At 30.4% G+C, this 23,456-nt stretch carries 24 protein-coding genes; 20 read left to right on the forward strand and 4 right to left on the reverse strand.

From position 1 onward, the window contains the following. Nucleotides 1-107 precede the first annotated feature (107 nt). Nucleotides 108-1,244: a glycosyltransferase family 2 protein gene (locus GN138_RS09600; RefSeq protein ID WP_157363582.1), complete on the reverse strand. Its 1,137-nt coding sequence runs from the start codon at nt 1,242-1,244 to the stop codon at nt 108-110. After that, a complete protein-coding gene (locus GN138_RS09605) occupies nt 1,241-2,200 on the reverse strand; it encodes a lysylphosphatidylglycerol synthase domain-containing protein (RefSeq protein ID WP_157363583.1) in 960 nt (319 codons plus the stop codon). The genes GN138_RS09600 and GN138_RS09605 overlap by 4 nt, the downstream gene beginning before the upstream one ends. A 39-nt stretch (nt 2,201-2,239) precedes the next feature. Between GN138_RS09605 and GN138_RS09610 the strand changes: the two genes are divergently transcribed. The 19 genes from GN138_RS09610 (at nt 2,240) to GN138_RS09700 (ending at nt 18,445) form a co-directional block, all read left to right on the forward strand. Further along, the gene (locus GN138_RS09610) at nt 2,240-2,878 is read left to right on the forward strand and encodes a cell envelope biogenesis protein OmpA (protein ID WP_157363584.1); all 639 of its coding nucleotides are present in this window, start codon (nt 2,240-2,242) and stop codon (nt 2,876-2,878) included. Nucleotides 2,879-2,882: 4 nt separating this feature from the next. After that, a complete protein-coding gene (gene ruvC, locus GN138_RS09615) occupies nt 2,883-3,461 on the forward strand; it encodes a crossover junction endodeoxyribonuclease RuvC (RefSeq protein WP_157363585.1) in 579 nt (192 codons plus the stop codon). 6 nt (nt 3,462-3,467) lie between these two features. Further along, nucleotides 3,468-4,658, forward strand: a complete 1,191-nt coding sequence (hemW, locus tag GN138_RS09620; protein ID WP_157363586.1) for a radical SAM family heme chaperone HemW — start codon at nt 3,468-3,470, stop codon at nt 4,656-4,658. A gap of 2 nt (nt 4,659-4,660) precedes the next feature. Beyond that, nucleotides 4,661-5,410, forward strand: a complete 750-nt coding sequence (locus tag GN138_RS09625; protein ID WP_317162731.1) for a cyclase family protein — start codon at nt 4,661-4,663, stop codon at nt 5,408-5,410. A gap of 8 nt (nt 5,411-5,418) precedes the next feature. Continuing rightward, nucleotides 5,419-5,769, forward strand: coding sequence for a DUF4260 domain-containing protein (locus GN138_RS09630; protein WP_157363587.1), 351 nt, complete (start codon nt 5,419-5,421; stop codon nt 5,767-5,769). Between the two features lie 75 nt (nt 5,770-5,844). Continuing rightward, nucleotides 5,845-6,459, forward strand: coding sequence for a DUF4230 domain-containing protein (locus GN138_RS09635; protein WP_157363588.1), 615 nt, complete (start codon nt 5,845-5,847; stop codon nt 6,457-6,459). 21 nt (nt 6,460-6,480) lie between these two features. After that, a complete protein-coding gene (locus GN138_RS09640) occupies nt 6,481-6,840 on the forward strand; it encodes an MmcQ/YjbR family DNA-binding protein (protein ID WP_157363589.1) in 360 nt (119 codons plus the stop codon). 140 nt (nt 6,841-6,980) lie between these two features. Then, nucleotides 6,981-7,340: a hypothetical protein gene (locus GN138_RS09645; RefSeq protein WP_157363590.1), complete on the forward strand. Its 360-nt coding sequence runs from the start codon at nt 6,981-6,983 to the stop codon at nt 7,338-7,340. 132 nt (nt 7,341-7,472) lie between these two features. Then, on the forward strand, nt 7,473-7,883 hold the full coding sequence (locus tag GN138_RS09650; protein ID WP_157363591.1) for a response regulator: 411 nt from the start codon (nt 7,473-7,475) through the stop codon (nt 7,881-7,883). After that, nucleotides 7,883-8,422, forward strand: coding sequence for a heme NO-binding domain-containing protein (locus GN138_RS09655; RefSeq protein ID WP_157363592.1), 540 nt, complete (start codon nt 7,883-7,885; stop codon nt 8,420-8,422). Before GN138_RS09650 ends, GN138_RS09655 begins: the two co-directional genes overlap by 1 nt. Beyond that, a complete protein-coding gene (locus tag GN138_RS09660; RefSeq protein ID WP_157363593.1) occupies nt 8,422-10,014 on the forward strand; it encodes a sensor histidine kinase in 1,593 nt (530 codons plus the stop codon). Before GN138_RS09655 ends, GN138_RS09660 begins: the two co-directional genes overlap by 1 nt. 2 nt (nt 10,015-10,016) lie before the next feature. After that, nucleotides 10,017-11,150 carry an FIST signal transduction protein gene (locus GN138_RS09665; RefSeq protein WP_157363594.1) on the forward strand — a complete coding sequence of 378 codons (1,134 nt, stop codon included), beginning with the start codon at nt 10,017-10,019 and terminating at the stop codon, nt 11,148-11,150. After that, nucleotides 11,150-12,214, forward strand: coding sequence for a sensor histidine kinase (locus GN138_RS09670; RefSeq protein ID WP_157363595.1), 1,065 nt, complete (start codon nt 11,150-11,152; stop codon nt 12,212-12,214). The genes GN138_RS09665 and GN138_RS09670 overlap by 1 nt, the downstream gene beginning before the upstream one ends. Next, nucleotides 12,201-12,518 carry an Hpt domain-containing protein gene (locus GN138_RS09675; RefSeq protein ID WP_157363596.1) on the forward strand — a complete coding sequence of 106 codons (318 nt, stop codon included), beginning with the start codon at nt 12,201-12,203 and terminating at the stop codon, nt 12,516-12,518. Before GN138_RS09670 ends, GN138_RS09675 begins: the two co-directional genes overlap by 14 nt. A 7-nt stretch (nt 12,519-12,525) precedes the next feature. Next, nucleotides 12,526-13,245, forward strand: a complete 720-nt coding sequence (locus GN138_RS09680; RefSeq protein WP_157363597.1) for a LytR/AlgR family response regulator transcription factor — start codon at nt 12,526-12,528, stop codon at nt 13,243-13,245. A 382-nt stretch (nt 13,246-13,627) separates the two neighbouring features. Continuing rightward, nucleotides 13,628-14,125 (forward strand): CAP domain-containing protein, encoded by a 498-nt coding sequence (locus GN138_RS09685; protein ID WP_157363598.1) that lies wholly within the window; start codon nt 13,628-13,630, stop codon nt 14,123-14,125. Nucleotides 14,126-14,392: 267 nt separating this feature from the next. Further along, entirely contained in the window at nt 14,393-16,993 is a 2,601-nt protein-coding gene (locus tag GN138_RS09690; protein WP_157363599.1) for a T9SS type A sorting domain-containing protein, read from the forward strand. Between the two features lie 146 nt (nt 16,994-17,139). Beyond that, the gene (locus GN138_RS09695) at nt 17,140-17,673 is read left to right on the forward strand and encodes a TlpA family protein disulfide reductase (protein ID WP_157363600.1); all 534 of its coding nucleotides are present in this window, start codon (nt 17,140-17,142) and stop codon (nt 17,671-17,673) included. 7 nt (nt 17,674-17,680) lie between these two features. Next, the gene (locus GN138_RS09700) at nt 17,681-18,445 is read left to right on the forward strand and encodes a thioredoxin family protein (RefSeq protein WP_157363601.1); all 765 of its coding nucleotides are present in this window, start codon (nt 17,681-17,683) and stop codon (nt 18,443-18,445) included. Nucleotides 18,446-18,516: 71 nt separating this feature from the next. Here the strand turns inward: GN138_RS09700 and GN138_RS09705 are convergent, their stop codons facing one another. Next, nucleotides 18,517-20,577: a tetratricopeptide repeat protein gene (locus GN138_RS09705; protein WP_157363602.1), complete on the reverse strand. Its 2,061-nt coding sequence runs from the start codon at nt 20,575-20,577 to the stop codon at nt 18,517-18,519. Nucleotides 20,578-20,712: 135 nt separating this feature from the next. Next, nucleotides 20,713-21,849 (reverse strand): response regulator, encoded by a 1,137-nt coding sequence (locus GN138_RS09710; RefSeq protein ID WP_317162736.1) that lies wholly within the window; start codon nt 21,847-21,849, stop codon nt 20,713-20,715. A gap of 337 nt (nt 21,850-22,186) precedes the next feature. Between GN138_RS09710 and GN138_RS09715 the strand changes: the two genes are divergently transcribed. Continuing rightward, nucleotides 22,187-23,443 carry an oligosaccharide flippase family protein gene (locus GN138_RS09715; RefSeq protein ID WP_157363604.1) on the forward strand — a complete coding sequence of 419 codons (1,257 nt, stop codon included), beginning with the start codon at nt 22,187-22,189 and terminating at the stop codon, nt 23,441-23,443. Nucleotides 23,444-23,456 lie beyond the last annotated feature (13 nt).

Consider the following 23,456-nt stretch of genomic DNA (forward strand, 5'->3'; position numbering starts at 1 on the left):
TGCAATAACAACAATAATAATCAGAGACATATTAAAAGAGAAGCCTTCTTAATTAGTTTTATCATCATTTTCATATTTAAAATTACAAGACGAAAAACTTTAAAAATTTATTTATTGGATGTTCGGCCTTTCCAATTATATGATTTAAAGAGAGATAGTGAGAATACGCTAATATTAAATATGGGATAGATTACGCTAGAAACTATAAAGGATAGTAAATACGCTTCTTGTTTATAGAATCTAGAGGTTTTAAAAAGGAGTAGAAAATCAATACAAAATTTAATTACAAAAAGTGTGATGGCAATTTTACTAGATATTAAATTGGTAAGTACTAAAGGAAGTAATGCCAAACACGTTAAGTTGCCCAAAATAATAATCAAACCTACAATTTTTGTAAACCAACTTTGTAATTGACTCGTTTTTGAAGCCCAACGCATACGCTGATGAAATAGTGATTTTAAATTTTCTGAAGGATTTGTGGTAACTATAGCTTTCTTAGACTTTAAATAATGAACTTTATTAGCGTCATTGTTTAAGAATTTTTCTAGCATAAAAACATCATCTCCACTCGCTATGGCGTCGTTACCTTTAAACCCATTTAAAACATTAAACTGCGATTTTAAATAAGCAAAATTGGCACCATTGCAAAGCATAGGTTTTTTAACTCCAAAACTTCCAATAGAAGCACCTTGTAAGCTTAAAAAATCTAAAGTTTGAAAGCGATTAAAAAAAGATAGTTTGCCATGGTAAGTAACTGGTGCAACAATACAATTGGTGTTGTTTAGTTGTAAAAATTCATCAAAGCTATCTAACCAATATGTAGGTAAAATACAGTCTGCATCTGTGGTAATAATCCATGGGTGTTCAGCTATAGAAACGGCTGAGGTAATCGCATCTTTTTTTGGTGAATTTGAGATTCTATTATTTTCAATAATTTTAATAGCTATTTTAGAAAATAACTTTGTGGTTATTATGTTTTCTATAACCTTAATGGAATTATCTTCAGAATCATCATTAACTAAAATAACTTCAAAATGAGATTGAGTATAATTAAGGAGAGCAATAGACTCTAATAATTTTGGAAGATTTTTAGCTTCGTTTCTAAACGGAATGATAACAGAGAATTTTGTTTTTGCAGGTAAATCTTGAAGTCTAAATTCTTCTACTTTGTCAAAACCATAAATTAGTATGCTAATTACAAATAAGTAAATAAGGATAGCGGAAATTGCTAAAATGGTTATCATGCTGCAACTGATTTTGGAAGTTTAAAATTAAGCACAAAATAACCGCCAATAATACTTGGCAATACAAAATTAAGCAACCACATTAATGAGGTTATAGATAAAATACTCAGCTCATCTAAGCCAAGATAAGTAAATAAAAAAACAGCAATACCACCTTTTACTACCACATCTAAAATTGCCATAGTTGGGATAACAGAGGCCAATAGATACATGCTTGTAATTACGGTCATAGCACTAGTATAGTTTATGTTTAAGCCAAACATTTGCAACATATAGTAAAATTGAAATGAAAAAACACCATATCTAAGTAATGACAATATTAATGTTATTAAATGCGTTTTTAAAGAAACTGATTTTATAAACGTAACTATAGAGGCTATTGAAAAACCTTTTATTTTAAATTGTATTTGCTTTAAAGCTATTAGGCTTATTAAACCTATCACTGCGATTATAATAGCGATATATGCAATTTTATAATAATTAATATTAAGAGAATAGGTAACGGAAAATACGTATAAACCTATACAGCCGAGAAGCGTTGTAATAAACATTTGCTCAACATTACCAAGCAGATTAAGTAGTACAATTTTTGTTCTTAAAGTCTTTATGTAATACATGGCTTTTGCGCCATAATCACCAATACGATTAGGTGTTATTAATGATGTTGTTAGCGCTGCTAAACTTTGAATAGTTGCAGATTTAAAAGAAATGTGTTGAACGGTTTTTACTAAATTTTGCCATTTCAAGATTTCTAAAAACCAATTAAAAAAGCTTAAAAAGACTAAAAAAATGATGTTTTTTGTTGAAAAAACATTGTTTTTATTCAAAATTGAAACAAAATCATGAAATTTCAAATTTTCATTTTCAATGATTTTAGAATAAATAAAATAAAATGCACCAACTACAATGCTCAACTTAATTAGTAAAAAGAAGAATTGTTTAGTTTTGTAATGCATATTAACAATTATACTGCAAATAAAATCAAAATCTTAGAGATGCAATACAAATTTAAACTATACCTATTCTTTTTTTTTATTGTTTTCATTAACTTTAATAGCCAAGCTCAGTTACGGGATAATATAAAGTGGAAAGCTTTGTTTGCTGTAGGTATTAATTACCCAACAGAAGATGGATTTATAACAGGGTCATCGGCACAAACCGTAAACTTTCCTACCGTTAATTTGGGAGTGCAACATATGTTTACTAGGCAATATGGTGCTAAATTAGATTTTGGTTTTAACCGTTTTAAAAACGCAGGTGATTCAGAAGAATTTAAAATAAATTACTCACGCATTAATGCACAATTTGTATTTGATCCTTCTAATTATATCGGTTTTTTACCAACACGTATGCGTACAGTTGTGCATGCTGGTCCTGGTGTTTCGTTTGCTAAGCCTTTAGGGACATTGAGAGATAATAAACAGACGTTTTTAAATTTACTTGCCGGTTTAGAATTCCATTATGCCATTAACGAAAAAGTAGCTGTTTATACAGATGTTGCTTATATCTATGGTGTTACCTCTTTAGATGATTACAACCCTGTGCTCTCAGGTTTAGGTGCGTTTAATGGAAGTGTTTTTAACCTTACCTTTGGTTTGGCAGTTACCTTGAGTGGGTGCCAATATTGTGATTAATTACATGAAAAAAGAAAAAATAATATTAGGCATTGATCCAGGTACAACCATTATGGGTTTTGGGCTTATAAAAGTGATTGGCAAAAACATGGAGTTTATGCAACTTAATGAGCTTTTGCTTAAAAAATACGAGGACCATTATCTAAAGTTAAAATTCATTTTTGAACGTACTGTAGAATTAATTGACACCTATCATCCAGATGAAATAGCAATTGAAGCACCTTTCTATGGAAAAAACGTACAAAGTATGCTTAAGTTAGGACGTGCACAAGGTGTTGCCATGGCAGCAGGTTTATCTCGCGAAGTACCCATTACAGAATATGCGCCTAAAAAAATTAAAATGGCAATTACCGGAAACGGAAATGCAAGTAAAGAGCAAGTGGCTAAAATGTTACAAAGTATACTAGGGCTAAAAACCATACCTAAAAATCTCGATTCTATGGATGGTTTGGCAGCAGCCGTTTGTCATTTTTATAATGAAGGTAGGGTTGAGATTGGTAAAAGTTATTCTGGTTGGGCATCTTTTGTTAAGCAGAATGAAGGACGTGTTAATAAGCCCCTTAATCCCCAAAGGGGAAAATAATGACTAATGATAATTGAACCAAAACGTAAGCGTAAGAATTCTTCCCCTTTGGGGAAGTTAGAAGGGGCTTCAGGTGGCATCTACATACACATACCATTCTGCAAGCAAGCATGTCATTATTGCGACTTTCATTTTTCAACATCACTGAAGAAAAAAGATGAACTTATTAATGCGTTAACTAAAGAATTAGAACTCAGAAAAGACGAATTTAAAAGCACAAACGTTGAAACCATTTATTTTGGAGGCGGAACACCAAGTTTATTAACAAATGAGGAGTTGCAATTTTTAATCGATACGGTTTATAACAATTATCAAGTTTCAGAGAATCCAGAAATTACAGTAGAAGCAAATCCGGATGATTTATCTGTAGATAGAATCATTAAATTATCTAAAAGTAGAATCAATCGTTTATCAATTGGTATTCAATCTTTTTTTGAAGCCGATTTAAAATTGATGAATCGTGCGCACAATGCAACCGAAGCAAAAGCTTGTCTAGAGGAAGCTACAAAGCATTTCAGTAATATTTCATTAGACTTAATTTATGGAATTCCTGGTGCTTCAAATGCACAATGGATACAAAATATAGACATGGCTTTAAGTTTTGGTGTGCCTCATATTTCGAGTTATGCGTTAACGGTTGAGCCAAAAACAGCTTTAGCGTCGTTTATAAAAAAAGGTGTTATAGAAGATGTAAATGACGAGCAAGCACATGAGCAATTTCATTTGTTAAAAGAAAAATTAGAAGCTTCAGGGTTTATACATTATGAGTTGTCTAATTTTGGAAAAGAGGGTTTTTTTAGTAAAAACAATTCGGCATATTGGCAAGGAAAATCTTATATAGGTATTGGTCCTTCGGCACATTCTTTTAATGGCAAGCAACGTGGCTGGAATGTGAGAAACAATTCAAAATATATAAAAGCATTAGCCGTAAATGAACTACCCATAGAAATTGAAACCTTAACACAAACGGACCAATATAATGAGTATATAATGACAGGTTTAAGAACTATTTGGGGTGTTTCTATACAAAAAGTAGAAAACGACTTTGGTTTAAACTACAAAGATTATTTAATTGAGCAGGCAGAAGTTTTTATAAATCAACAATTATTGTATATTGAAGATAAGCACATACGTGTCACTAAAAAAGGCCAATTTTTATGTGATGGTATAGCATCAGAACTATTTAAAATTAACTAAACGTGTTAACAACCATACAGTACAAATCAAGAAAATTAAAAATAGATTTATCTCAACCTTTAGATATTTCAATGCCTATAAAAGGCGATGCCTCTAATGTAAACGCATGGTACATTGGGCCTCCTAAAATTGAGCCAGAAGTGATAGATGGCGATACTATAAGTGTAGAAAAAGGGGCTGTTGTCAATTTCAACACCATTAACTTTAATCCGCATTCACACGGAACGCATACAGAAACAGTTGGTCATATAACAGAAAAAGTCTATTCTATAAATAAACATTTAACCCAGTTTTTCTTTTTAGCGGAAGTAATAACGGTTGCACCAGAAAAATTAGGCGATGATTATGTGATTTCTAAAAAGCAATTACAGTTTGCTTTAGGTAATAAAAAGCGAGAGGCTGTAATAATTAGAACTATACCAAATACAAGTGATAAATTATCTAGGCAATACTCTAACACAAATCCAACCTACTTGAAGGTGGAAGCTGCAGAATATCTAAAAGCTAAAGGTGTTAAGCATCTACTTATAGATCTGCCAAGTGTGGATAAAGAGCAAGATGGTGGAGAATTATTAGCACATAATGCCTTTTGGAATACCAGTGGGAAACTTAGGTTAGATGCCACAATTACTGAATTTATTTACGTGTCTAATAAAATAGACGATGGTAATTACATGCTAAATCTGCAGATAGCGCCTTTTGAGAATGATGCTAGTCCAAGTAAACCTATATTGTACAAAATTTTAAACTAAACTAGGTTATGAAAACCCTCTTAAGGCTAGAAGAATTAATGCTGTTTATACTAGGATTATATCTATTTAGTTTACTAGGAATAAGTTGGTGGTGGTTTTTTGGATTAATTTTATTGCCAGATATTGGTGCTTTAGGTTATCTATATAGCACCAAAATAGGAGGTGTAAGTTATAATTTATTTCATCATAAGGGCATTGCAATATTAGTTTATCTTATTGGTATAAATTTAGATATAAATACATTAAAGCTAATAGGTATAATATTATTTTCTCATGCTTCAATAGATAGAGTCTTTGGTTACGGATTTAAGTATTTAAACAACTTTAAAAACACTCATTTAGAAAAATTAGATAATTAAAATACAAAATAGCGATGATGTGACAATAAAAAGAGCGTGGTGTCACATAGTAAAAAGTAGAATAAAATTTAATAAATGGAAACTTTCTTTATAATCATTATAAGTATACTTGTAACCTTAGGACTTGTAACTATATATAAACAATGGAAAACAAAAAAAGTTGCTAATGAACAATCCGTATTAATATTAGATAAGATAAAACGTGTTTGTAAATTTGTTACAGTAGAAGGTGATTTTGCAGAAATATACCATTACGAAGATGTTAAAGAGAAATTCTTAAAACTTATTTCGAGTAGAAAAAAAGCATTAGTTGTTATTAATGCCAAAGCACATGTTGGTTTTGATTTGGGTAAAGTGAATATGACATCTAACCCAAAAACTAAAACGGTAAATTTAACACACTTTCCGCAACCAGAAGTATTATCTATAGAGACTAATATTAATTATTATGATAAGCAAGATGGCATGTTTAATAAATTTGATGCTTCAGATTTAACAGATCTTAGTACAAAAGCAAAAGCACATATTATGGATAAAATTCCAGAAAGTGGTTTATATAATATTGCTAGGCAAGAAGCTTTAGAAGCGATTCATCTCATAGAAAATTTAGTTGAGACCATTGGTTGGAAACTAGATTATACTGCACTGCAAATAGAAGGTAAGCAAGACACACAGTTGTTAGAAAAATAAAGTTTTATGTAGTTATATCTTATGAATATAGAAGATTTTAGAAATTACTGTATTAATAAAAAGGCTGTCACAGAACACTTCCCTTTTGACAATGATACATTAGTATTTAAAGTCTTAGGTAAAATGTTTGCATTAGCCTCTTTAAAGCGATGGGAAAACGGTGAGGGCTTTATTAATCTTAAATGCAATCCAGATTACGCACAAGAACTTCGTGTTGAATATGAGAGTATAAAACCAGGTTATCATATGCATAAAAAACTATGGAATAGTGTGTACATACAAACAGGTGAACTCTCTCAAAATTTTATAAAAGAATTAATAGACCATTCCTATGATATGGTACTTAAAGGAATGCCTAAACGCCTGAGAGATAGTCTTTAGTGTTTTTTAATTTAACACTCTTTTTATTTAAAGAATAATTCTCTCCATTCATCGCTCCAAAAAGTTCACTCGCCGAAAAATAAAAATATCACTTGTAATATAAAGTAATTTTGTAGTGTAATTATTTAATCCTCAATACTATGACTACTTTATTTGTTTTGACAATATTCTTTTTAGGACACCTATGCGTTTTCTTTTGCTTTAAATCTAGCATTCAAAAGCAAAAAATAACTAATGACTATTTAAATAGAAAAGAGTTAACTAAAAATCGCATTTCTGAATTAGAAAATACAGCAATAGACAATAAACGTTTATTACTTAATAAAAACCTTAAACAATTAGAATTTATATCTGAATTTGAAATGTATTTAGAAGACAAAACTCTAGAGAAATGCTCTTTAGAATTTCTTCAAGAATTTAATAAAATTAAGTTAGAAGCTCAATTATCTACACTTAAGGCTACAAACTTGTTAAGCAGTGATTTTAGATTAGTTGCTTAAGTGAATTTTGGCCATTTTACCATTCGTCGATACTAAACTACCATCCGACGATAGATAATACCTCCTAACCGAATTAAATAATTACATGAAAATGATTGGTATATTTTTGTATAATATTTTAAATGATTATCCATGAAGACCCTTAACATTTTACTGATTGAAGATGATATGATTGAAGTAATGAAATTCAATAGAGCAATTAATTCACTTCAACTAAACCATAAGATTACAGAAGCCAATAATGGAGAAGATGCTTTAAAACTTTTAGAGCAAAAAGACAATCTTCCAGATATCATTTTATTAGACCTTAATATGCCTAAAATTAACGGTATAGAATTCTTAAAAATACTTAAGAATGATGAGCGTTTGAGGTATATACCAACAATGATTCTTACAACATCTAGTAATAAACGCGATTTATTGTCTTGTTTTGAAATAGGTATAGCAGGATATATGCTAAAACCGTTAAAATATGAAGATTATGTTTCCAAAATTGAAAAATTATTAGCATATTGGAGCATGAATGAGTTAATTACGGCATAATGAAAGGCATAATCTTTACAGAATTCTTAGATTTAGTTGAAGAAAAGTTTGGCTTGGCAATGGTTGATGAGATTATTGAACAATCCAAACTAGAATCAAACGGAATTTATACTGCTGTAGGGACTTATGAGTTTTCAGAAATGTTACAATTAATTTCGCACTTAAGCGAAAACACAAATATCTCTGTAGACGATTTGCTTATGGTCTACTCAGAGCACCTTTTTAAGGCGTTAATTAAAACGCACCCAAATTTAGTTGAGCACTACAAAGACCCAATGAATTTATTGGCTTCTATAGAAAATCATATACACGTAGAAGTACAAAAAATTTATCCAGAAGCCCAATTACCTACGTTTGTACTCGAAGAAAAAACCGATGATAAAATGACATTGGTCTATAAATCTGAAAGAGCCTTATATATGTTAGGTAAAGGATTGATGTTAGAAACTTTTAAATTGTTTAAAACACCTGTTGAAATTTCTTTTGAAAAAATAAATGATTCAGGTACAGAAGTAAGATTTTTTATTGAGAAAAAATAATGAGTCAAGAAGACATAGAAGTCTATAAAAGAGCTTTAAAAAGAGAAAAAGCTGCTCGTAAAGCTGCAGAAGAAATTCTTGAGCAAAAATCTTCTGAGTTATATGATATATCGCAAGAGTTAAAACAATCTAATTCTAAACTACACAAATTAGTAAAAGAACGCACCACTGAGCTAGAAGGTGTGTTTGAGAATATTATAGACGCCTATATTGTTATGGATTTATGGGGCAATGTTCTAAAAATGAACAAGGCCGCAGAAGATATGCTAGGTTATACTGCAGAAAACCAAGAATTTAACCTTTTTTCTATTACATCTAAGGACGAAATAGACAACATAATGAGCACCTTTGAGCTCTTAATGTCTGAGGGTAATGTAACAGATTTTAAAGTAAAACTTAAAACAAAAAAAGGTAAGTATTTAACAACACAGGTTAATGCTAGCTTAATATACAATGAAGATAATAAACCTGTTGCAGCCCAAGGTATTATTAGAGATATAACCATAGAAAACAAGTATAGACAAGCTATTGAGGCCGAAAAACAAAAGTACAGTCGTATTATTGCAAATATGCATCTAGGTCTAGTTGAATTAGATAGAGATGAAAGAATTGTAATGTCTAATCAAAGCTTCTGTAAAATGATTGGCTACACAGAAGAAGAATTATTAGGCCAAGTTGCAAAAGAATTTTTACCCTCAGAAGAAGATAAAGAATTAGTACACCAAAAAACTTTAGAACGTAGAGCAGGAAAAAGCACTGCATATGAGGCTAGAGTAAAAACCAAAAGTGGAGACATAAGATATTGGTTAATTAGTGGTGCACCCAATTATGGTTTAAATGGAGAAATGATTGGATCTATAGGTATTAGCTTTGATATTACAGATCTTAAAAATCTTCAGCTTCAAAAAGAAAACTTATTACTCAAACTAGAAAAAAGTAACGATGAGTTACACGAATATGCACATATAGTGTCACACGATTTAAAATCTCCTTTAAGAAGTATAAATGCGCTAGTTAATTGGTTGAAAGAAGATAATAAAGGTAAATTAGATGAGGTAAGTATGCAAAACTTTGCCCACATTGAAACTACCTTAGAAAAAATGGAGCAACTCATTACAGACATACTAGAATACTCTAGTGTAGGAGCGGAAGATAAAGAGAAAACAGACGTTAATTTAGACGAAGTTCTACAAGAACTTATTAAAATTCTTTATATACCAGAGCATATTAAAGTTAACATTATCAGTGAATTACCCGTAGTAAAAGGAGATGGAACTAAGTTGCAGCAACTATTCCAAAATTTAATAAGTAACGCGGTTAAATTTATAGATAAACCACAAGGTTTAATAGAAATAAATGTAAAAGAACAAAAAGAATATTTTGAGTTTTCTATAAAAGACAATGGGATAGGAATAGAAAAACAATTTCACGATAAAATTTTTAAGATTTTTCATTCTTTAAATAAAAGAAAAGATTCATCTGGTATTGGATTGTCAATAGTTAAAAAAATTGTGGATTTGCACGAAGGTGAAATTTGGTTAGAGAGTGAGCCAAATATAGGTACCAAATTTTATTTTACCCTTAAAAAATAATTATGAAAACAGTACAATTAATAAAACATAATAATGAAGATTGGACCTATTTAGGTGAAAATCAAAAATTAAATAACCCATTAGTGTTGGTTTTTGGTAACCGTTTTATGTTAGAAGATGCTAATATTTACAACGAAATAAAATCATTATTTCCAGATGGTCATATCGTTTTTGGATCGGCATGTGCAGAAATTTCATCAAGAACTGTTAATGAAAATAGCATAACGATTACGGCTATGGAATTTGAAAAAAGTAGTTTTATAATTAAAACTAGTAATGTTTTAAATACAGATTTAGACAGTTATAAAACAGGTTTAGATATAATAAATCAATTACCAGAAGAAAACTTAAAGTATGTATTTGTAGTATCAGAAGGGAGTTTTATCAACGGAAGCCAACTTACCAATGGTATGAGTTCAAAAAACAAAGACAATTTGCTAATAACAGGAGGCTTATGTGGCGATGATACACGTTTTGAAAAAACACTAGCATCTTACAATGAAAACCCAAAAGAAGGTGAAATAGTAGCCATTGGTTTTTATGGAGATTCCTTAGAAATTTCGTTTTCAATACATGGAGGATGGACACCTTTTGGCCCAGAACGAATAGTAACAAAATCTAAAGGAAACATTCTTTATGAATTAGACAACCAGCCAGCCTTAGACTTATATAAAAAATATTTAGGAGATAAAGCAAAAGACCTTCCTGGAGCAGCATTATTGTACCCTTTAAACGTAAAATCTGTAGATGAAAAACAATCTATAGTAAGATCTATTTTAAATATAGATGAACAAGAAAATTCTGTAATTTTAGCAGGAGACATTAAAGAAAACTCTCAAGTACAACTCATGATGACCAATGTAGATAACATTGCAAATGCATCAGAGCGTGCAGCAAGACAAGCCTTAGAATATAGAGAACACAAACCAGAGGTTGCTATACTAGTAAGTTGTATAGGAAGAAAATTAGTTTTAGATCAACGTGTTGAAGAAGAAATAGATGAGGTTATAGAAATTTTAGGAGAAAATACAACAATAAGTGGTTTTTATTCTTACGGTGAAATAGCACCATTTCATGGAGAAATGTCATGTCAACTACACAACCAAACCATGACAATAACCCTAATTAGTGAATAATGAATTCTTTACTTAAACGGCAAATACGTAAATATTTAAGTGAAGAACTAAAAACTGACAAAAATTTAGAAACTTTTCTCAAAGCTGTTGATCGTTCCTACAATAATTTCGATGAACAATCCGCTATGATTCAAAGAGCTATGTCAATTAGCTCTGAGGAACTATATGCCGCAAATACAAGATTACAAAAAGAAGCAAAAGAACAAAAAGAGCTAATAGAGAAACTTAGAGATGTAATTAACACACTAAAGTTTTATAATTTAAAAGAAGAAGAAAAAGCAGATGCAGTTGCCTTAAAAAGTACAGATTTAGTAGATTTCATAGATAATCAAACCAAAGAGATTATTGAAATGAATAAACAAAAAGAAAAACTTTTAAATGAATTGGCTTATCAAAACCAAGAGCTTAGCGATTACGCACATATGGTTTCTCACGATCTAAAATCTCCACTGCGTAGTATAGACACATTAACCACTTGGTTAAAGGAAGATTACAATAATGCCTTTGATACTAATGGAAATAAAACACTAGATTTAATAAGGACTAATGTAGGTAAAATGGAAGCCTTAATTAATGGAATCTTAGAATACTCAACCATAGGCAAAAACCAATTAGAAATATACGATGTAGACTTAAATAATCTTATCAATAATATCCTAAACATAATAGAAACACCTCAACACATTAGTATTAAAAAGTCTAAATTACCAATTGTTAAAGGTGACAAATATAGATTACAACAACTTTTTCAAAATCTTATAGTAAATGCAATCACCTATAACGATAAAGAAAAAGGACTTATAGAAATTTCAGTAAAAGATAAAGCTAAATTTTGGGAATTTGCCATAAAAGATAATGGTAAAGGAATCGATAAAGTTTATTTTGAAAAAATATTTAAAACGTTCGAAAAATTAGAACACAATATTGAATCAACAGGTATTGGCCTCTCAATAGTAAAGAAAATTGTAGATTTATACGGCGGAAAAATTTGGTTAACCTCAAAATTGCACCAAGGCACCACATTCTTCTTTACCTTAAAAAAACAACCCAATGGAACAACCTAATCTTTCTTACATTCACAGTATGTCTGGTGGAGATAAAGCCTTTGAGCAAAAGTTAATCACCATAATTAAAAAAGAATTTCCAGAAGAGAAATCCATCTATTTTACTAATATTGAAGCTAAAAATTATACACTTACTGCAGAGAACGTTCATAAACTTAAACATAAAATTAGTATTTTAGGCCTCGTAAAAAGTTATGATGTAGCGGTAGATTATGAAAATAATCTTATAGACGGTAATACTGAGGGGAGAATTGAGTTTGAAGCTATTCTTCAAATCATGACAGAATTTTTAGAGACTATATAAGATTTTTATGAATTGTATTATAATTGATGATGAGGCAACAGCTAGGGCTATTATAGGCCAGTTATGTTCAACAGTACCAAGTATAAATGTATTAGAGGAATTTCCAAACGCACTCCAAGCCATAAAATATTTAAATCATAACGAGGTAGATTTAATATTTCTAGATATTCACATGCCAGATTTTACAGGCTTCGATTTTATTGACACTATTAAAAATCCACCAAAAATAGTCCTTACAACATCTGATCCTAATTTTGCAATTCAAGCATTTGGGTACGACTGTATTGTAGATTATTTAGTAAAACCAATTACACCAGAACGTTTTAAAAAAGCTATAGATAAAGCAGAGGCAATTAAGTCAACTAAAACAGTGTCAACAGACAGTAAATCATCAGGGCAGGTAGAAACATCCTCTGGTAACGATTTGTATGTAAATATAGACCGACGTTTAATAAAAATTGATATACCAAGTATTTACTTGGTAGAAGCAAAAGGCGATTATATACAAGTAAAAACCGAAGATAAAAATTATACAGTGCATTCAACACTAAAAAAGATTGAAGAAAAACTTCCAAAAGATTTATTCTTAAAAATTCACCGTTCTTATATTATTAATGTTGATAAAATTATTGATATAGAAGATAATAGTGTACTTATTAAAAAAGATGTAATTCCGGTAAGTCGCTCTAACCGACCAGAATTAATGAAACGTCTTAATTTACTGTAAGTTACAGTTTAATAAAATTAATAAACTCCTTTGTATACAGCTTATACAGGTGTTTTTTATAAAAATTATTAATGTAAGTGAATTCTATTCGTCTATATTTAATCGTATTTCATCTTGCTATAAGTATCATTCAACGAAATAATATTCAATCACTTTATAATACATGTATCTTTGCTGTATAATCATCTGATTAATGGTTATTGATTTATGTTAAATTTAAGGTAGTAAGTTCGCTTGCTACCTTTTTTTTTGCGCCTGTTTTATCTTAATCCGTTTGTGTCTATATAATTGCCATTGGTCTATAGACTCCTTTGTATTAATCGAATAACTTAAAAACCAGTGTCTAAACCTCATAATTTTGTCATGAATAAAAAAATCCCTCATGAAAAAATTATCCCTTATTTTAATAATTATGATTTCTAGTCTTTTAATATTTTCTTGTTCAGTAGAAGATGAAAATTTAATTCTAGATAGCTATAATACAGAATCAATTATGGTAGAATACAAAACCATAGATTTTGAAATATTAGACTTAATTAATATGTATAGAACCACCATTAACTTAGAACCATTAACATTGCTTAATGAAGCCACTAGAGAATCTATTGTACATAACCAATACATGATTAATGAAGGAACAGTAAGTCATGATTTCTTTTATGTAAGATTTCAAAATTTAGTTGAAGCGGTAGAGGCTAAAAAAGTGTTAGAGAATGTCGGTTATGGATTTTGTAATGCAGAATCGGTTGTTAATGCTTGGTTAAATAGCGATGGTCACCGAGCAAACATAGAAAACCCAAATATAACAGAAATTGGTATTTCATCTTCTCAAGATACACATGGAAAATACTATTTCACAAACATTTTTGTAAAACTATAGAATGCTATAAAATTCCGTTTATAATCATTTAAATATTATCGTCTTAAAATAGAATAATGCATAACCCTAAATTAATGCCTGTAGTAATGAAAGGTAAGAGAAAAATCTCTTACCTTTTTTTGTGTTTAAAAAAAAATCTTACAGTTAAAAACCGTTTGACGATACTTAGGCGTCATTGAAGGGCTTTTTTTGTAGGTTTTGACGAAAAATTATTCTTAACGCTTGATAATCAGATATATTTGTTCCGTAATCAAATTTAATGTAGATATGAACCAAATTACCCAAATCAAAAAACACATCTTAATTATGTTATTGGCATTTTTAAGTATTGGAGCACAAGCTCAAAATGATCCATTTAATTGCGATTATAACGCTTATTTATTTCAGTATAATGACGTTTATGCAATTGATTTAGCTTCAGGAAATTCTTACCAAGTAGCTGCTGATGTTACTCCAGGTAGTATTAATGCGGCAGCATACAATCCTGCTGATGGATATATTTGGGGATCTTTAAGCACGCCTGCAAAAACTATTGTAAGAATAGGAAATGATTTTGCAACAACAACTTATTACATAGATGAATTACCTGATAGCAATCGCTATGTTGGTGATGTAAGTTCAACTGGTATTTATTATTTAAAAGGTGGAGGAACAACTTATTATAAAGTAGACTTAAACCCTGAATCTGAAAATTATACACAATTTCAGGCAACAGGTACTTTATCTCAAAACATCAATATACATGATTGGGCTTTTAATGCTGTAGATGGGCAAATTTATGCCGTAGCTAAGAGTTCAAATATTTTATATCGTATTAACCCAGATAATGGGCAAACAACAGCATTGGGTGAAGTACCAATTTTATCTGGATTAAACTATACTTATGGCGCTGTTTACTTTGATAATGAAGGACGTTTCTACATTTCTGCAAACCAAACAGGTACTATTTATGTAATTCAATCTGTACAGACTATTACAACAGCAGCAGATATTGATTCTAACTTATTTGCTTTTGGGCCATCAAGTGCAAGTAACGATGGTGCTCGTTGCCCAACAGCTCCTGTTTTACAAGAAATTTGTGATAATGGTATTGATGATGATGGCGATGGATTAATAGATTGTGAAGATCCTTCATGTTCAGGTTTTGGCATGTGCGAGGTGATTGTTGCACCAACATCGAGCTCTAATAATGGTGGTTTAGAAAGTAATAATAGATTGTCAGAACAAATAAATGCTCGTAATTTTAAAAGAGCAAAAACAGGATATAAATTTGATGTCTCTACTGCACCAAGAGCATTAAGAACAGCAAGTTATGGTAGTAAATCTGCTAATTCAGGATTTACATTACAAGATTTTATTCCTTTAACAACTATTAACGAAGATGAAGCTGTAGAAGCATCGCCTTCAGATTTAATTGGTATTACAAACGCTACAGAAATTTATGCGGTAGATTACTTAAAAAATAGTAGTCCTGTAGCGTCAGTATTAGCCTTAAAAACGGATAATGGCGTTTATGAACATACTAAATATATTTGCGATCGTTTATTAGGTGGAGAATTAGTTAATGTCTCTACAATAGATATTAATGATCAGTCTTTTATTAAAGCGATTATTAAAAATGAAGACGGCACATTTGAGTTTGTCTTAAGCTTATCGGCAAAAGTGGTAAATAATGATGCTAATTTTGCTATAGAAAGCCATTGGAATTTAGATCAGTACGAACAGAATGTTACGTTTTACAATTTTCAAATTTGGTCTAATTCTATTGATGATTTATACTTACTTGGTGAAGAGGTTTTAAATTTATTAAATATTGAAAAACCAATTTCAACATACAGTCTATCTACACCACCAACAGTATTTGTAAAAAGTGGAGGCTATTCAGATGGAGGGTTAGATTTACAAATTGTAAACACCAACGGTACTCAAAGTGTTGTATTTGATGCAGGTTATAGAACAACAGAAACAGAACCTTTTCAAAACTTAAACTCTACTATTAATTTAAATGGTAATTATATTACAAATATTAGAGTAGAAACAGGAAATCTTTTTGATATTGGTTTTAGAATTGGTGATGGTATTGCAACTCCAGATGATTTATTTATGTCAGACGGTCCTTGGGGAATTGATGATTCTCAATCTGGTACTAATGTAAGTTTATACGAAGTAGCCACCAATACTAACACTTTTGAAGCTACAGATTTTCCAATAGAAAGAAATGTTACTTTAAATGCAACAACAGATTCTTACGTTGCCGCTTATAGAGCTTTAACGCCTAGATTTCAAGCCGTAGATGTTTCAGATTATGACATGTTTAAATTTAGTGCTCAAGGTACTGGTGATTTAGAAATCACTTTTGTAAAAGAAAGCATAAGTAATTGGGAACAGCAGTTTAAGACTACTGTAGCATTAACAAGTGTATTACAAGAGTTTTCTATCGCTATTGAAGATTTAGAAAACAATACCTTAGATATACCAGAATTAAATGATGTAGTTACAATTGTATTTACAATGGTAGCTGAAAACGGAACTATGACAACTAAGAATTTCAATTTAAGTCAATTACGTTTTTCTCAAGATGGAGCATTATCGGTTGATGATTATAACTCAGATTTAGGTACCTTAACAGTATATCCTAATCCAATGCATACAACAGCAACAATTAATTTTACCACAGTACAAAATGAAACTGTACAATTTGTAATGTATGATCAGTTAGGTAAACTGGTTTATTCTAAAACTTATGATGCCGTTGCTGGTTTAAATAATATTAATGTAAGTAAAGAAAATTTAAGTTCTGGCTTATATTTTTGTAAAATCGTAAGTAGTCAGACTAATTTTAGTCCTCTAAAATTAATTATTAAGTAAACTCATAATCTATACCTTATAGTAAAAAGGCAAAAGCGAGAGCTTTTGCCTTTTCTTTTTTTAACATTTAATTCTAATAATTCAATTAAACCTTACATAATTTGTTAAGTCTAAAAGCTTATTAACTAAACCATACTAAAATTTCAATGCCAATTCAGAAAATAGTGCAAATACTGTTTTTAGTTTTATTAGTAGCATCTTGCTTAAGTTGTAATAATACAAAAGAGAAGTCTATAGCAACTGAAAACAGTAATGTTAATGATGTTATAGAAGTATATGATTTTAATAGTTTAGAACCTCGCTTATATACGGATTCTAATAAAACATATTTGGTTAACTTTTGGGCAATGTGGTGTGCGCCATGTGTAAAAGAATTACCGTATATAGAGGCTTTGGCTAAAAAATATCCTGAAGTAGAAGTACTTTTGGTTAGTATGGATTTTCCTGAGGATATAGATGTTAAGTTAAAGCCATTTTTAAGAGATGAAAAAATAACCTCTGAAGTGGTTATTTTAGATGATCCAGATTCAAATACCTGGATCGATAAAATAGATTCTAATTGGTCTGGTGCTATTCCGTTTACAATAATATACAATAAGGAGAAACGTTTGTTTTATGAACGCTCATTTGAGAATTTAGAAGATTTAGAAACCGAATTAAATAGAACTTTTAAAAAATAAATTTTATATGAAAAAAATAAGTGTAGCATTATCTATAATTGCCTTGTCTGCTGTAGTACTTGTATCTTGTAAAGAAAAAGGAAGCGATAAAGAAACAACATTAGAACCAGATCGTCATGCGCCTAGACCAGAAGCAAAGCATCATAAAGGTGATCGTAAAGGACCACCTCCAGGAGGAGATAGAAAAGGACCACCGAGAGGAGGAAGCCCAGAGCAAACCAAAACATTAGAAGAAATTGGTGGTTATAAAATAGGAGATGTTGCTACAGATTTTAATTTAAAAAATGTTGATGGTTCTATGGTGTCTTTAGCGAGTATAGAAAATGCTAAAGGTTACATAGTTACCTTTACCTGTAATGAATGCCCTTTTGCTAAATTATATGAAGACCGTTTAATTGAATTGCACAATACCTATGCTCCACAAGGCTATCCTGTAATTGCTATAAATCCAAATAGTCCAGAAAACGAAAAAGAAGGGTATGCCGCAATGCAAACTAGAGCAGAGGAGAAAGGATTTCCATTTGCATATTTAGTAGATGAAGGTCAGAAGATTTATCCTCAATATGGTGCTGTAAGAACACCTCATGTATTTTTATTAGATCACGAACGTAAAGTACAATATATAGGTGCTATTGATGATAATTCTAAGTCGCCTGAAGATGTAAAAGTAAAGTATGTTGAAGATGCTATAAAAGCATTAGAGGCTGGCGAAAAACCAACCATTAATTTAACAAAAGCTATCGGTTGCCCAATAAAAGCAAGCAGAGCTTAAATAATAGAATAGTTTTAGTAAAAAAAAACACAAGTTGATGCTTGTGTTTTTTTGTTTTTATGTATTAAGGTTTATCTCGTAAAAACAGCCTTCTTTAAAAATTGCCATTTAAAGCGTAAGCCTATTTCTGTGAAGGTGAAACCGGCAGCTGTTGCAGAGGCAATATTACTTCGAGTTCCGTAAATATTTAATATGCTTCGTTCTGAGAATCTGTACCCAAAAGCACCTTGTATTCTGTAGGCCGTAATTTTGGGGTCATCTTCTATATATTGGTAACCAAATGCTCCAGTTAAATTGTAAAACCATTCTTTGGGTTTCGCAGCGGCTTCATCTTTAATTAGATTGACAAATACTTCGTAAGCATTAAATTTTTCTGGACTAAAATATATGGTTGGTAATTGGTCTTTAAAGGTAATGTGTTGATAGTTAAAACCAACTTTAACTGATGGCTTTGCTAACAGGTTATAATAAAGCGATGTAAATAATAAATTTCTAGAATTTCCATCGTTTTGTGAGGTGTACATTAATTGTGTAAACCAACCCAAATTAAAGTTTGTGCCTAAATTGTAATTAGCGTAATAGTTATTTTGTACTATTTCTCGGTCTAATAAATCGGCATTAAAACTTTCAATTTGTCTTTTATAACCCACATCTAAAGATTGTAGTTTAAATGATTTAATACTAAAGGAAAGGTCAGTTAATAATTGTGTGTAATCATCTGTTTCAGCCTTTGCAGAGGTTAAACCAGCTGTTCCTTTGAAGGTTATACTTGGTATAAGTTTATAAGATAAACCCAATGACAAATCATTTGAGGTTGCACTATTATTCGTTGTTGAGTTATTAGTTGTACGGTAATTATAGCTTCCTAATAAAGAGAATTTAAGTGATAGCGGAAAAATAACGTTGTTACTAAACGAAAAGGCATTATTATCACCATTATCAAACGTATAGGCAGCTTTAGACTCTAAAGTAGGTGCGAAACTGTTATCTAATTGATTTATAAAGTTAGTTGCATCTTTTTGTTCTTTGTAAAACTTTAACGTGTTTTCTGCAGATGCATAAGCATTTTCTGTGTATCCCAACGCTTTTAAAACGTTTGCTTTTCCTAGGTTACCATCAAAAGAGGTACTGTCGTTTACTAATATTTGGTTGTAATCGTCTAAACTATCTTTAAAATTACTTTTATAAATATTTAGGGTAGCACGCAAGGATAAGACCCAATTTTGGTTTGGGTATTCTATAATTAAATTATCAATTAAAGTGGCGGCTTCATTAAATTTTTTGTTCCAAATTAGTGCTTGTATATAACGTTCTGTAGTTTGCTGTACTATAGATTTATCTGTTTTATCACTTAGACTTTGGTACGCTTCAGTACTAATACCTAATGCTTTTTTTTCTTTACTATTTAAATGTTCTACTAAAGCTAAACCATTTTGAGCAATAATTTTGTGGTCTGGTTGTTCAGCTAAAGTATTGTAAGTTTCTTTTGCTTTATCTAATTGATTCCAAATTAAATATAAGTTTGCTAAATTTAATAACGTGTCTTTATCGTTTTCAAATAGTACTAGGTTTTTCTTTAAGAGTTCTTCGGCTTTTTCGTAGTTCTGCACTTGTTGGTTTTGGTATGCATAGCCTAAATAGATGTATTTTTTTGATGTTAAAGCATTTGGGTTTCCTGGAGAAACTTCTAATGCTGTATTAACAACGTTAAGGGCATTTTCATATTCTTTTAGGTTAGAAAGTGTATTGGCAAAACCTAATTGTGCCGCAAAACTATTTGGGTCTTCAGCAACTAAACTATTATAGTAAACTTTAGCATCTGTAAAATTGTTATTCCATAATAAAGATTCTCCGTAATTTAGTTTTACTTCAAAATCATTTGGATAGTCTGCCAATAATTCTGTAAATAAATTATAAGCTTCTTTAGCTTTTCCGTTTAAACCAATAGCACGCCCGTAACATAGACGTGCTGTTTTATTTTCTGGGTAATCCTTTAATATGGTACTAAAAAAGGTTTCAGCTTCTGCATATTTTCCGGTTTCTAAATAGGTAAAACCTTCTTTCATATCTTGAGCGAAAATCCACTGTACTATAAATAACGCGATTAAAAATATTAACTTTTTAAGAGACATAATGTGTTTAATTAATTACAAGTGCAAGTTAGCCAATAGGTTTAAATCATTAATCTGCAGTAAATGGTTACTGGACTATAGAAACTTTCATTTGGTAATTTATAAAAAGTTTTATACTTCTAATTCTGAATTATTTTATCTGTAATGGATGGCAATTTGTCCTAATTGACCAACAATTTTAACGGAATCTTTCATAGATAATTTAGAACCATCTGCATGAATCCATCTCTTAAGTGGTTGTTCACAGATATAAGAAATTGCTTTTTGCTTTCCGTAATGCTTTCGCATTCTAATGAAGATTTCTACATCAAAAATCCATCGGGTTATAAATTTATCTTTAAAAACAAGATTTGCGATGTCCTTATCCATAATTTTTGCACCACATTGTGTGTCATTAAATGGCATACCTAATATAGTGCGTATAATAAGGTTTATGGTTTTACTAATAATTGCACGTGCAGATTCTTTGGTAATGTCGGCACCCATTCTACTCATTCTAGAGCCACTAACAATTTTAAAATCTGAATTTTCAATGGTTTTTACCAAATCATCAAAATCTCTAAAATCTGTAGATAAATCGGCATCTAAATAACCTATGTAATCTAATTGAGACTGCTGTGCTAAATGTAATACACCTTGTCTTACAGCTTCGGCTTTACCACCATTTTTTTCACAGTCATAGACCATTATATTATTTTCTCGTCCTTGTCTTAAGGAGTTTAAAACTTCTAATGTTTTATCCGTACTTCCGTCGTTTACAAAACATAATAGGTAACCTAAGTTACTATCAATAAACTTTAAAAATTTTTTGCTAGAAAGCCTATCTTCTTCATTGTAACAAGGAATTACAACGCCTACACAACGCTCTTGGAGCATTTGTTCTTTAGTTATTTTGTTTTGTGTTTTATTGGTTTTTATACCAAATATTCTATTTATTCTTACAGTAACCTCATTTAGGGAAACTGGTTTTTTCATATAGTCATCAATTCCTAAATCAAATCCGTCAATGACTGTGTCCTCGTGAGTATTACCAGAGAGTACTAAAATTTTAGTATCTGATTTTTTTTCATTTCTAATTTTTTTTACAACTTCTAATCCAGACATGCCATCCATATTAATATCTACAATTACGATATCTGGTTGAAAGGTGTCAAAAAGTTCTAACCCTTCTTCGCCAGATTGTGCGCATTGGATATTAAAGCCTAAATCGCTAAAGTGTTTTTCTAATGACAGCAATATTAATTGCTGATCATCTATGGCAAGTATTTTAATCATCTTAGTAGGTGTTTTTGGGGTGATTTTTTTGGTAATTGTGATTTAATGTATTGATTTATAGAGACAAATGTAATATAAATTTGAAAGAATTATACTAAAAATTTGATTTTTTTATCGATTAAGTGTTATATTTGCCTGATTAAATGTAATAAATGTAGTCCTGCGATAAATTAAGTTTAGCAGATGAGTACGTATTTTTACTACTAGTTTTAACATGTCGATATTGTTATATCATTCGTCTATAGCAATGTTCTATTGAACGAAATTTTTTCTCCCTCCACTGTTTCAAATTCGATATTTGTATTAAAATAAGTAACAATTTTAAAAATAAGCCATGCAAATTTTAGCAATTTTAAAATCTAAAAAAATTACACCAGAACAACTTTTTATGTTGAGTGTTTTGGCAGTTAATGGAGGGAATTATTTATATAATTTAATTCTAGGAAGAGTTTTAGGGCCAGCTCAATTTGCAGATGCGGCTGTTTTAATCACTTTTTTATTAGTTCTGAGCTTTGCGGCCATGACTTTTCAATTGGTTACGGCAAAATTTTCGGTGCTTTTTGAAAATGACATTTTTGATAGCTTCGTTTCTAAAATTTATAAAAATTCACTTTTAGTAGGTGGTATAATGGGAATCCTTATAATAGCATTTGCTAGTCAGTTACAAAGTTTATTTAATACTTCGTCTTCTAACATGTTTGTAGTATTTGGCTTTGGTGTACCGCTTTATTTTATAATGAGTGTAAATCGTGGTGTGTTTCAAGGTAAGAAAGCATTTAAGTCCTTATCTATTACATATCAAAGTGAAATGTTGAGTCGTTTATTTATTACATTAGGACTTATATTACTATTTAATATTCAATCTTCAGTAGTTATTTCAGTTGGCATATTGGCTTCATTTGTATTTGGTTTATTTCCATTTAAATTTCCTAAGCTTATTTCTAAAAAAGCATTGGTATTAAGTGAAACACATTCTAAAGAAATAAAAACCTTCTTTATTATAACCGCATTTTATGAGTTAACCCAAATTATAATTAACAATAGTGATATTCTTTTGGTGAAGCATTATTTTGAACCTTACGACGCTGGTTTATATGCCTCTTTAGCATTAATTGGTAGAATTGTCTACTTTATTGCATGGATGTTTGTAATGTTATTATTACCAACTGTAGTACAATTAAAAAAAGACGGTAAGGAAACAGCACCTACACTTTTTAAATATGTTGGTTATATAGCAGCAATATCTATATCTATTATTATAGGTTGCCTATTGTTTCCTGAAACTATTATTACCTTATTATTTGGAGATAGCTATATCGCTATGGCACCATTATTATGGCAGTATGCAATTGCAACGTCTATGTTTGCTATTTCAAATATTTTCGCTTATTACTATTTATCATTAGATAAATATATTCCTGTCGTTATTTCTGGTGTCTTTGGTATGCTTCAAATGGGATTGGTGGTATTCTATCATGATAATTTAGAACAAGTTGTACACATGCAAATCATAGCTATGCTATTGTTATTAGTCATTCAGTTAGCATTTTTTAAATACGATCAAATACAATCTAAAAAAGACAGTGTCTAAGGTTAGCTTTTTT

Source organism: Winogradskyella endarachnes (assembly GCF_009741275.1).
Classification (GTDB): domain Bacteria; phylum Bacteroidota; class Bacteroidia; order Flavobacteriales; family Flavobacteriaceae; genus Winogradskyella; species Winogradskyella endarachnes.